We start from the raw sequence: 11,494 nt of genomic DNA on the forward strand, positions 1-11,494 counted from the left end.
GCTTCGCATCTTCGTATCTTCGCGTCCTCGCAAACTGCAAAGCCGCCACGAACCATCCCTATAGCGCAATCATCCGCTCAATCGCACCACGAGCGCGGGCAGCCAAAGCGGGTTCAACGCTGACCACATGGGTGAGATCGCGCAGGCTATTGCGTACCTTTTCGAGTGTAATCAGCTTCATGTATTTACAGCTAATCGATTCATCAATGGGCAAAAACTCTTTCTCGGGGTTGGCCTTACGCATGCGGTGGAGTACGCCGATCTCAGTGGCGATAACAAACTGCGAAGCGTTGCTGGCGGCGGCGTGTCTGATCATACCCTCAGTGGAGAGAATATGGGTACCATCGGCGCTGATCTTGCCGGTGGCAAGGTAGTGCATCGTGCTGCTGACACAGCCACATTCGGGATGAATGAGAAACTCAGCCTTGGGATGGGCGCTGCGCTGCTGTTCAACCATAGTGGGGCGAATAGCCGCATGGACGTGACATTCGCCCGCCCAGATCTCCATGGCGCGCCCGGTCTGCTGGCGCAAATAGCTGCCCAAGAACATATCGGGGAGAAAGAGAATCTGCCGATCTTCAGGAATAGCGCGAATGACCCGTTCAGCGTTGCCGGAGGTGCAGCAATAGTCACTTTCAGCCTTGACTTCGGCAGATGTGTTTACATAACTAACGACGACTGCACCGGGATGTTCAGCCTTCCAAGCGCGCAACTGCTCGGCATCAATCGAAGCGGCAAGCGAGCAACCAGCCTCTGGATCGGGGATAAGCACGGTCTTTTCTGGCGAAAGAATCGCGGCTGTTTCGGCCATAAAATGCACCCCACAGACAACCAAAACAGGTGCAGCGGTTTGGGCTGCATATTGAGCCATGCCCAGCGAATCACCCACATAGTCGGCGAGGTCTTGAATTTCGCCATACTCATAGTTGTGGGCAAGGATCACCGCCTGCCGTTGCGTGCGTAGAGCCGTAATTTCTGCAACCAAGTTCGCGGCGGTTGTGCCGGTATCGTGGTAGAGCTGAAGCGCCATTGGTGTAACCTTTTTAGTGTCTAAAGAACACTAATACAAGCGAGAAGAAAAACCGTGCGACTTGTTTTCGTGTCGTAGTGACACGAAGTGTCCTGCGGAAACAAGCCGCACGGCCTATTGTACATGTGACACTTAGGTGGATTATACGCCCAGACGGGTGTTTTTGTCAAGGGGACAAAAAGTATACCGCTACTCCGTCACCCTCCTGTAATCTCCTGTTCAACCATCAAGGCTACAACTCCCGTTCGCATGCATGCAGGTCTTGTTATGCCTGTCGTGATCGGGGAGCCACTTATGCTAAGTTTGAGCCAACTACCATTCTTGCCACGTAAGCGCGTGGCGCAACGTTATCGCACAAGATTGAGGGCTCAACTGGCCCATGAGCCGGTGAGCCAGTTGTTGAAGCAACTGCTTGATCTGCCATTGGGTCTTGCGCCGCTGCCTGATGCGGCGGCAATCCGGGCGACTCAAAACTCGTTGGCGCTCTATGGGCCGCCTGCAAGTGGGCGCAGCTTGGCGTTGATGCAGACGTTGGTTCATTGGGCTCAGTCCAACGATGATGCCCCAACGCTCTATGTGCCGCTGCAAGAGATGGATGTAGCTACTCGTTCGCCCTATGATGTGCTGGCGGCGTTGATGAACCATGTAGGCTTGCCGAGTAGCTATGCCAATGGCAAGCATCCAGGGGTGTTGCTCTTTGATAACTGGGAATTATTGCCCCCGGTGCGGCGCGAAATCTGGCAGCAATTTTTACACACTACCGCTGTGCATTGGCCCGCGTTGCGCTTTGTGATTGCACTGCCGCCTGATGAAGCTTGGCCGCTGCTTGATACGTTGCATAGCTCTAAGCCTGTAACTACTGCTGTAGCTGTGTTGTTAGCGCACCTGTTGCCTGAACATGCTACCAATGTGTCGCTGGCTGATCTGGTAACCTTGCCGGGTTTTGATCCCCAACCGAGCCTCGCCGATCTCGCCCTCATGGCCCTCACCTATCCGCTCGGTGGCTTGCCAAGTTCCCGTGCGCAGCTCTATGCTCACGCCTTTGCGCTCATCCAACCGTTGATTGAAGAACAACGTCTATTGGCGCAGGCTGATCCCTCTGAAACCCAGCCCAACGTACGCTCGCGCCTCTATTGGACTGGGTTGACGATTGGGCGGGCGTTGCTGCGCCATTATCGTTTGGCACGCGGTTTTGCGGGTGGGGAAGCGCTTGAAGCTCTAGCCGATCTCCCGCTCCACGATCAGGTAGCGGTGGCTCCTTTGACCTTAGGGTTACTGCAAGATCCGTGCGCGTTGCAGGATCTGCTGTGGCAGCGTGGCCCTGAAGAGTTACAGCTACGGGTGTTGGTTGCTTGTACACGGGCCTACCCCGACTATGCCCCTGAGTATGGTCTACGGTTAGTGGAATATTTGCTTGATCCCAATCTGCCCGCATCTACGCGGAGTCTGCTGCATGAGCTTGTGCCGGTGCTGCCAGCGTTGTTGGCCGCAGCGAGCCATGTTGATGAATTGCGGAGCTTGGCGCTGCTCAATGATGTTGTGCGGGTGTTGCCTCATTCCCGTCAACTCTGGTTGAGCTTGATTGATCATCCGCAGACGACGGCGGGTTTGCGTTGGACGGTGGTGGATAGTCTGGTGTTGGCCCCCTCTGAATTGATGCAGTTGCAGGCTGTGCCTGTCAATGCTGATGCGCTGGCTCTCGCGGCACGGGCCTATCTTGCCGCTGTTGGAGGTGGCGAGGCGCGGGCTCTGCTGGCCAAACAGCCCTTGCGTCGCGCTATCGAACACTTACTGGCTGATCAGACTGCGGGCGAACGACGTTCAGCAGTGGCGGCCTTGCTGCTGGCCGATGTGCGCTTGCCCGCCGAGTTGCGCGCCCTCGCAGTTGTGGTGGTGGATAGTCTGCCCATGGTTGAGCAAGCGGTCTATGATGCCGATCCGCTGGTGCGGCAGGCTGCCTTGGCTGTTTTGGCCCACGCCAAACCCGCTGTGGCTTTAGCCGCCTTTGGGCGCATGTTGGCCCAGCCAGATGATGATGTAGCGCGTCAGCGTGCACTCCTTGATGCCTTGGCGAGCATCGCCCACCAGGGTGGCACGGCACTGTTGCTGCGGGCTACGGTTGCCAATCAATTGCCGCTTGATCTTTGCTTGCAGGCTTTGGATCACGTCGCTGCACGTAGCTCTGGTGATGCCCTGGTCTTGCGGCGGCTCTTGGCTACCACCGAGCTTCCAGGAGCACTGCGGGCCGCAGTAGCATGGCAACTTGGGCGTAAAGGGATTGTAGCAGCACTGCCGGAGTTGGCCCACCTGCTGTGTGGCCCGACGGCCCCACTGTTGCGCCGGGCAGTGGCGGGAGCCTTGGGTGAGTTGGCGCAACGTCCCACCTGCTGCGATGCGGCGGCTGAAGCGCTCGTTGCAGGGCTACGGCGTAAGGCCAGCGATCCCCGTTTGGGTGAGATCATCATCGCTGCCTTGGGGCAGAGTGGCGCACCAGTGGCACTCGCGGCGCTGCGGGCCATGCTGAGTCCTCGTATGATACCGTTGCTCCGCGAGGCTTGGTTGCGGGCGGTTCCGAGCCTGAACGATAACCCCGGCAGTGTCTGGCCACAACTTGATCTGCCGGAGCATGTTCAGATCAAGCTGTTTGATGCGCTTGCTGAGGGCCAAACCTTGGCTGATCCGCCTAGTTGTTTGGATGAGTTGGCCGAACGCCATGCCATTCGTTTGGCCTGCGCCGCTGCGGCTGCGCTGGTGCAGCTTGGCGCAGTAGTGCAACTGCACGAACCAGTGTTGGCTATGGTGCGTCAAGCGTTAGCCGACGAGCTGCGGCATGAAGTTGCGCGGGCCTTACTTCATGCCTTGGGGCATCTGAGCGATCCGGGGTGCGAATTGGATCGGCTGCTTGCTAATCCCGATCTGCGTTTGGAACTGCACTGGCTTGCACTGGAAATCTTGGGCAGCGATCAGCGTAGCCGCGATGTGCTGCGTGAGCGTTTGGCTTTGGGTGCTGATGAGCCGTTGCTTCAGATACAGCTTGTTGACGTGTTGGCGCACCATTCCGATACTATGGCTCTCCCGCTCTTCCGCCAGCTTGCGCGCGATCCTGTTGGCGATCTGCAACTCCGTATGGCGGCTGTGAGGGCATTGGCACGTCTTGCGGATACGGAGTCCTACGCCCTGCTGGTGGTCATTGCTGCCGATGAGGACGCTCCTGTCACGTTGCGTCACAGTGCGGCTACGCTGCTACCTCCCACCCTCAATGCTGAAGCAGAGGTGACGCTGCGCCAGGCTTTGCGCGCCGAACGCATGGCCCCACTGCTCAAGACCGCTTTGCAGTGTGCTTTGGCCCGTGCTGGTGATAGTACGGCCTTGGGTTATCTGCTCCGCACCATCCAGAGTGAAGATAGTGTGGAGGCAATTGCCTGCATTGAAGAACTAGCTGAGCTACACGACCAGAATAGTACGCCCTTGTTGGTGCGTGTCAGCCAGAGTCCTACAACGCCCCCTAATGTACGCCTTGCTGCCGTGATTGCCCTCTTGCAGCTTGAAGGTTCAGCCTATCTCACTCTGCTCTACGAATACCTTGAGGCCAGCATCCCACCGTTGCGCTTCCAGGCTTATACCGCGCTGGCCGCGCTACATCCCGATGATCCGCGCTTGAGCGATCCACTGACCAATATGAGCGATCCGTTAGCCTTGCGGCTCCAGATGTTGCAGCATGTTGGGCGTACAAATCCTGATGCGCCCATTGTGGCCCAGCTTGTCGCCGCGAATGACGAAGCCGATCAATTGCGTTTGGCGGCTGCCGTGATTTTACGTGAAGCAAGCAGTGCTGAAGCAATCACCAGTCTTGCTACCGTCCTTGCGTCCGAGAGCAATGCCGCGCTGCTGTTACGCTGGCATTGCGTCGTCAGCTTGGGAGCGATAGCTCACAGCAAGCGCCCAAATAGCCAAACTGCCCGCGCTTGGCTTGCCAGCCAAGCCCTAGCCCCTGAACAGCACCCGCTGCACCGCCATTGGGCTGCCGAGTTGCTTGTGCATGATAGGAAGGTTCTATGAACGCCCACATCATGGTCATTGACGACGAGCCGCTGATCTGTCGGCTGCTTGAATATCAACTTGGCGGGGCGGGCTATGAAGTGGCCAGCTTCCAACGCGCTCATGAGGCGATGCTGGCGTTGGCCCGTCGTCAGCCTGATCTGATTCTGCTTGATGTCATGATGCCAGAGATGAGCGGATGGGATCTTTGTCGTCAAATTCGCTCCAGTTCCAACATTCCGATCATTATGCTCACTGCCAAAGATGGCGATGATGATGTCGTGCGCGGCTTAACTGGCGGTGCCGATGACTATATGGGCAAGCCCTTTAACCAGAATCAGCTTATTGCACGCATCGAGACGGTGCTACGCCGTACTCATGCAGTAGCATCGCGTTCCCGTCCGGCAGCCATTGATGCGCCGGTGAATAATCCTTCTGTGTCAGTTGCACCAATGCAGCAACGCACCCAAGCGCCCCCAGTGCGCCGGGTGCCGCGTCTGGGGGCCCAATTGAGCGCCGCTCGGCGGCAGCGCGGCCTCAGCCTCCACGACGCTGCCCAAGCCTGTGGTGTGCGTTGGGAGTTTCTTCAGGCAATTGAGCAAGAGGAGTTTGGCTATGTTCCGCGCGCCGAATTGCGCTACACCCTACGTGCTTACAGCAGCCTCCTTGATGTTGATCTGAAACCCTATAGCAAACAACAGCGGGTTGAACAAGGGCATCCTTTGGTAATCATCACGATAGTGATCGTTCTACTCGCGCTGGTGATTATCGGGATTGCGTTATTGCTCTAGGTTTCTGTGGAGCATTGCACCACCCACTGCTACCAACGAACCCCCGCCAAGAGATCATCTTCGCGCAAACCAGGGGGCGCTTCAGGGTAGGCCCGCATGAAGGTTTCAACACTGGCTAAGCCTACGGTGCGGATCAGACGTGCCCAGGGGCTGCGGGCGAAACCTTCGCCCCCTTGGCTGGCATGGCAACGCCCGGCAGCAATACGTGCTTCCATAACGGCAAGGGTGTCAATCCGTGCATGCACCGGAAAATCTACGTTAGCCAAGGCCGCTAGATCAACATCGTTGTTGCGTCCGAAACGGCGCGGATCATAGCCGAAGAAGGGCATGAGGCGTACAACAGTACGCAACAACTGGCGTGGAAAGGTTTGATAGTAGAGTTTTTGTGGTTGCCACGGGAGCAAAGCCTCGCTATGATAGGCTGGATCACCCGCAGCATGAAAGGCCGCTACTGTGGCTTCATGGATCGCAATATGATCTGGGTGGCGATAGCCCCCAATCGGATCGAAGGTGATCACGACATGCGGGCGCAGTTGCCGTATGAGTACCACTAAGCGCCCAACGACCGTTGCAAGTGGTTGGGACACTAAGGCTTGTGGATGCTGGTTTGCTGGGGTGCCTGCCATCCCCGAATCCCGGTAGTCCAAACGAATCACATGCTGCAACCCCAATGCCTGAGCTGCACACTGCAACTCGGCAGCACGCCGCTCTGCCAGTGAACTATAGCCTACCAAGTAGCGATCCTCCGCTGCCCCCTCTTCGCCACCTGTTGCACAGATCAGATCAACCTGTGCCCCCATCCACGCATAACGCGCCAACGTGCCCCCCGCGCCAAAACTCTCATCATCAGGATGAGCTAAAACCGCCAGCAGACGCGGGCGGACATTCTTGTTTGCAGCCATATGCCCTCCTTAATCCCTGTCGCTATTCTACCAGTATCATCACATCTTTGCCTAAAGCTTTGGGCTACGTCAACAGTTGACAACCCTGCAACACGGTGCTATACTCCTGTATCGTCGCACGCAAAACGTGCGCTATGTATATTCTGTGTGCCAAACCGGCCTACTCTAAGGCGTGGCAACAGCCACGACCAGATCTAGGGCCCGGATATTATTTTGTCTTACTATCCTTGTTGTCAAGTTGTGATCAGATGTAGGAGTGTTGTGGATGCCGACGATTAATCAGCTCGTTCGCAAGCCGCGGAAGCCTGTTGAGAAGAAGACTAAGGCGCCCGCACTGCGTTTTACCTACAACTCACTGAAAGGGAAGCTTACCCGTGGGAAGGGTTCGCCGCAAAAGCGCGGCGTCTGTACCAAGGTAGCAACGGTAACCCCCAAGAAGCCCAATTCCGCCCTGCGTAAGATTGCGCGTGTGCGCCTCTCGAACCAGATTGAAGTGACCGCCTATATTCCCGGTGAGGGCCATAACCTCCAGGAACACTCGGTGGTACTCATTCGCGGTGGTCGTGTTAAGGATCTTCCGGGTGTGCGTTACCACATTGTGCGTGGCACCCTTGACACCCAAGGTGTTAATGGGCGCAAGCAGGGCCGCTCTAAGTATGGTACCAAGAAGAATGCCCAACCCGTTGGGAAGAAGCGCTAAATAACCTAGAGGTAGTTCTATGCCCCGCCGTGGTGATATTCAAAAACGCATTCCTGCGCCCGATGCGCGCTACAATAGCGTCTTGGTTCAAAAGTTTATCAATAAGGTCATGGAGCGCGGTAAGAAGAGTGTCGCTGAGCGCATTGTCTATGCCGCTCTTGACCTTGCCGCCGAGCGTACGCGCAAGTCGCAACTTGAGGTCTTTGAGCAGGCTCTGCGTAACGCAAGCCCCTCGATTGAAGTGAAGCCTAAGCGTGTTGGTGGTGCCACCTATCAGGTGCCGGTTGAGGTGAAGAGCGACCGCCGCTATGCCCTTGCTATGCGCTGGTTGCTCATTGCTTCCCGTGGCCGCAGTGGTCGCCCTATGCACGAGCGCCTCGCCAATGAGTTGGTTGACGCCTTCAATAATACAGGTAGCACGATTAAGCGTAAGGACGATGTCCATAAGATGGCTGAGGCTAATCGCGCCTTTGCCCACTATGGTCGCCTCTAATTACGTTAGCCCCTCGCGGGGGCTGGGGTGTACTACGCATGAAGTTAAGCCCCCCGGTGGGGCTTGGGGGGGGCGTAGCCTCTCCCACGCGAGCGTTTGTTGTTCCGTTTTGGCGGTGAAGCCGCCAAAACGGAACAACAAACGAGGTTTGGGCTGTAGCCCTAGCCCTAAGAAGCTGTCTGAAAAGTTAGTGGGCATGCGTTGGAGTGCCGGCTTTAGCCGGCTGAAGCCGGCACTCCAATACCAGTTCAGAGCCTTTTCAGACAACTTCTGAGACCTTGCCGCAGGCGCTACGATAGATTTCTAGGAATGAGAATCGGTATGCCACGCCAGTTTGAGCTCGATAAGGTACGCAATATTGGGATTATTGCCCACATCGACGCGGGTAAGACCACGACGACGGAGCGTATCCTGTTCTATACCGGGCGCACCTATAAGATCGGCGAGGTCCATGAGGGCACCGCGACGATGGATTGGATGCCCCAAGAGCAGGAACGCGGCATTACCATTACCTCCGCTGCTACCACCGCCCAGTGGAAACTCGGAGATACGCTCTATCGCATTAATATTATTGACACCCCCGGCCACGTTGACTTTACCGTTGAGGTTGAACGCTCGCTGCGTGTCCTTGATGGTGGTGTGGTGGTCTTTGATGGGGTCGCTGGGGTTGAACCTCAGTCCGAGACCGTCTGGCGCCAAGCTGATAAGTACAGCGTGCCCCGTATCTGCTTTGTCAATAAGCTCGATCGCACCGGGGCTAGCTTTGAGCGCTGCGTCGAGATGATCGTCAGTCGCCTTGGAGCTAAACCTGCCGTGATCCAGTTGCCTATCGGCGCTGAAGATACCTTCAAAGGTACGGTTGACCTCCTTACGATGCGTGCGACCATCTATAACGATGATCTTGGTAAGGACGTTCAAGAGATCGATGTGCCTGAACAGGTTCTCGCTCAAGCCCAAAAGCAGCGCGCTGACCTGATTGAGGCGATCGCCGAAACTGATGATGAATTGACTCTCCTCTACCTTGAGGGCGAGGAGTTGAGTCTTGATGAGTTGAAACGTGGTCTGCGTAAGGCAACCATCGAAGGTAAACTCGTGCCCGTGCTCTGTGGCTCGGCCCTGAAGAATAAAGGTGTCCAGAAGCTTCTCGATGCGGTCGCTGAGTATCTCCCTTCTCCCCTTGATCGCCCCGGCGTGGCCGGGACGCTCCCCGGCCATGTGATGGGCGAAGAGGGTGCTGAGGTGATTACCCGCGAAACCTCCGATGCAGCCCCGTTTGCAGGCCTTGTCTTTAAGATTGTTGCCGATCCCTATGTCGGTAAGCTGGCCTACTTCCGGGTCTATTCCGGTACTATTGAGAAGGGTAGCTACGTCCTCAATACCACCCGTGGTCAGCGTGAACGCCTTGGGCGTATCCTGCAGATGCACGCTAACCACCGCGAAGATATTGACACGGTCTATGCCGGTGATATTGCCGCAATGGTTGGTCCTAAGCAGAGTTTTACCGGCGATACTATCTGCGATCCCGATAAGCCAATTGTCCTCGAAAGCATCCGCTTCCCTGAGCCGGTTGTGGAGTTGGCTATTGAGCCGAAGACTAAGGCCGATCAGGATAAGATGGCCATTGCGCTCAATCGCCTCTCGGAAGAAGATCCGACCTTCCGGGTCTATACCGATCAAGAGACTGGCCAGACGATCATTAAGGGCATGGGTGAACTCCACCTTGAGGTGATTGTTGACCGTATGCGCCGTGAGTATAAGGTTGAAGCGAACCAGGGTAAGCCCCAGGTCTCCTACCGCGAGACGATTACGCAGGGGGCTGAGATCCATACCCGCTTCATTCGCCAGACGGGTGGTAAGGGTCAGTTTGCAGAGGTTAAGCTGCGCTTTGAACCCCAAGAGGCTGGTTCTGGCTTTGAGTTTGTCAATGGCATCGTTGGTGGCGCTATTCCCCGTGAATACATCCCCGCTGTTGAACAAGGCATCAAAGAGGCCATGCAGACTGGGGTGATGGCGGGCTACCCTGTTGTTGACCTTAAGGCGACGCTCTACGATGGCTCTTTCCACGAGGTTGACTCCTCTGAAATGGCCTTTAAGATTGCCGCCTCGATGTCGCTCAAGGATGGTGTGCGTAAAGGCCGCCCTCAACTGCTTGAGCCGATTATGAAGGTTGAAACCACGACGCCCGAGGATTTCCTTGGTACCGTCCTCGGTGACCTCAACTCGCGTCGTGGTCAAGTTGAAGGGATGGAGGCACGGGGTAATGCCCAGGTGGTACGTGCCTTTGTGCCTCTGGCGAGTATGTTTGGGTATACCACTGATCTGCGCTCTGCTACGCAGGGTCGCGCTACATCCTCGATGGAGTTTGCTCACTATGCCCCGCTGCCCGATGCGCTCGCCAAAGAGATCATCGAGAAGCGTAGCTCTGGTTAGTCGCTCATTATGAAGCAGTTGCCCGAGCTACATCTCTTGACCCCCCCGCCCTGGAGTGAGTATACGCTCCTCGCTACGGGCCAAGGGATGAAACTCGAACGCTTTGGGCCATATACCCTGATCCGACCGGAAACTCAGGCAATTTGGCCTAGTACCCTCCCCGCATCGGCTTGGCAGCAGGCCGATGCAAGCTTTGAAAAGTCCCGTGGCGGTGATGAGAGTCCCGGTTCCTGGATGTTTCACCGCTCTCTGCCTGAACAGTGGCAGTTGCACCATGACAATCTAGCCTTCTGGGTTCGGTTAACACCCTTCCGCCATACGGGGGTCTTCCCTGAGCATTGTGCCCATTGGCCCTGGCTCAAGCGGCAGATGACCACACGGCGGGAACCTACCTGTTTGGTTCTCTTTGGTTATACCGGCTTGAGTAGCCTCTATGCGCTCAGTTGCGGCGCTCGGGTTACCCACGTAGACGCCTCCAAACCGGCGTTGCGTTGGGCTCAGGATAACCAACAACTCTCTGGCCTTATGGATCGCCCGATCCGTTGGCTGGTGGATGATGTGGGAAAGTTTGTTGCCCGCGAAATCCGCCGTGGCTCACGCTACGATCTGATTTTGCTCGACCCACCCGTCTTTGGGCGTGGCCCGAAAGGCGAAATCTGGCGCTTGCATGAGCAAATGTCTCACTTGGTTGCTCAATGTGTTCAGTTGTTGAGCGAACGGCCCCTTGGCCTGCTGCTCAGTGCGTATGCAACCAATATGTCGGCCTTGACTCTCTATAACGTGCTGACATCCGCTTTCGATGGACGGTTGGGCACAACTAGTGCGGGTGAGTTGACCCTTGCTGAGGCTCAGTCTTCCCGCCTTCTGCCAGCAGCCCTCTATGCCTGTTGGTCGCCCAGTTTCCATCCCCATGAGTGTTAGGTCTACATTGTACGGTTGCTGGGGCTGTGCCCCATGTGCATGAAGCTTAGGGCGCTTGCCCTATGTAATGATTTCTTAACGAGGCATCATAATGGCGAAGCAGAAATTTGAACGCAACAAGCCGCACGTTAACATCGGTACGATTGGTCACGTAGACCACGGCAAGACGACGCTCACCGCCGCGATTAC

The 11,494-nt window shown here is 56.5% G+C and carries 9 protein-coding genes; 7 read left to right on the top strand and 2 right to left on the bottom strand.

The genetic code is table 11. From position 1 onward, the window contains the following. Positions 1–58: 58 nt before the first annotated feature. Positions 59–1,030: a quinolinate synthase NadA gene (nadA, locus tag CJ255_RS08735; protein ID WP_097643718.1), complete on the bottom strand. Its 972-nt coding sequence runs from the start codon at positions 1,028–1,030 to the stop codon at positions 59–61. Between the two features lie 294 nt (positions 1,031–1,324). Here nadA and CJ255_RS08740 point away from each other — a divergent pair, with 294 nt between their 5' ends. Both CJ255_RS08740 and CJ255_RS08745 read left to right on the top strand, forming a co-directional pair. Further along, positions 1,325–5,089, top strand: a complete 3,765-nt coding sequence (locus tag CJ255_RS08740; RefSeq protein ID WP_124681874.1) for a HEAT repeat domain-containing protein — start codon at positions 1,325–1,327, stop codon at positions 5,087–5,089. Further along, positions 5,086–5,859 carry a response regulator gene (locus CJ255_RS08745; RefSeq protein ID WP_097643720.1) on the top strand — a complete coding sequence of 258 codons (774 nt, stop codon included), beginning with the start codon at positions 5,086–5,088 and terminating at the stop codon, positions 5,857–5,859. Before CJ255_RS08740 ends, CJ255_RS08745 begins: the two co-directional genes overlap by 4 nt. A 29-nt stretch (positions 5,860–5,888) precedes the next feature. On the opposite strand, the gene CJ255_RS08750 is transcribed toward CJ255_RS08745, so the two are convergent. Beyond that, on the bottom strand, positions 5,889–6,761 hold the full coding sequence (locus CJ255_RS08750) for a PIG-L family deacetylase (RefSeq protein WP_097643721.1): 873 nt from the start codon (positions 6,759–6,761) through the stop codon (positions 5,889–5,891). A gap of 265 nt (positions 6,762–7,026) precedes the next feature. Here CJ255_RS08750 and rpsL point away from each other — a divergent pair, with 265 nt between their 5' ends. From rpsL to CJ255_RS08775, 5 genes are all read left to right on the top strand, one after another. Next, complete coding sequence (gene rpsL / locus CJ255_RS08755; RefSeq protein WP_097643722.1) at positions 7,027–7,461, top strand: 30S ribosomal protein S12; 435 nt, start codon at positions 7,027–7,029, stop codon at positions 7,459–7,461. 19 nt (positions 7,462–7,480) lie between these two features. Continuing rightward, positions 7,481–7,954: a 30S ribosomal protein S7 gene (gene rpsG / locus CJ255_RS08760; protein WP_097643723.1), complete on the top strand. Its 474-nt coding sequence runs from the start codon at positions 7,481–7,483 to the stop codon at positions 7,952–7,954. A 321-nt stretch (positions 7,955–8,275) separates the two neighbouring features. After that, the gene (gene fusA / locus CJ255_RS08765; protein WP_097643724.1) at positions 8,276–10,384 is read left to right on the top strand and encodes an elongation factor G; all 2,109 of its coding nucleotides are present in this window, start codon (positions 8,276–8,278) and stop codon (positions 10,382–10,384) included. A gap of 9 nt (positions 10,385–10,393) precedes the next feature. Then, positions 10,394–11,305 (top strand): class I SAM-dependent methyltransferase, encoded by a 912-nt coding sequence (locus CJ255_RS08770; protein WP_097643725.1) that lies wholly within the window; start codon positions 10,394–10,396, stop codon positions 11,303–11,305. A 91-nt stretch (positions 11,306–11,396) separates the two neighbouring features. Then, on the top strand, positions 11,397–11,494 hold a 98-nt coding region (locus tag CJ255_RS08775; protein ID WP_133117003.1), incomplete at its 3' end, for a GTP-binding protein.

Source organism: Candidatus Viridilinea mediisalina, from assembly GCF_002532535.1.
Taxonomy (GTDB): domain Bacteria; phylum Chloroflexota; class Chloroflexia; order Chloroflexales; family Chloroflexaceae; genus Viridilinea; species Viridilinea mediisalina.

Coding starts and splice junctions, on each gene's coding strand:
- rpsL (WP_097643722.1), top strand. CDS start 7,027: ATGCCGACGATTAATCAGCTCGTTCGCAAGCCGCGGAAGCCTGTTGAG.
- nadA (WP_097643718.1), bottom strand. CDS start 1,030: ATGGCGCTTCAGCTCTACCACGATACCGGCACAACCGCCGCGAACTTG.
- fusA (WP_097643724.1), top strand. CDS start 8,276: ATGCCACGCCAGTTTGAGCTCGATAAGGTACGCAATATTGGGATTATT.
- CJ255_RS08745 (WP_097643720.1), top strand. CDS start 5,086: ATGAACGCCCACATCATGGTCATTGACGACGAGCCGCTGATCTGTCGG.
- CJ255_RS08750 (WP_097643721.1), bottom strand. CDS start 6,761: ATGGCTGCAAACAAGAATGTCCGCCCGCGTCTGCTGGCGGTTTTAGCT.
- CJ255_RS08740 (WP_124681874.1), top strand. CDS start 1,325: ATGCTAAGTTTGAGCCAACTACCATTCTTGCCACGTAAGCGCGTGGCG.
- CJ255_RS08770 (WP_097643725.1), top strand. CDS start 10,394: ATGAAGCAGTTGCCCGAGCTACATCTCTTGACCCCCCCGCCCTGGAGT.
- rpsG (WP_097643723.1), top strand. CDS start 7,481: ATGCCCCGCCGTGGTGATATTCAAAAACGCATTCCTGCGCCCGATGCG.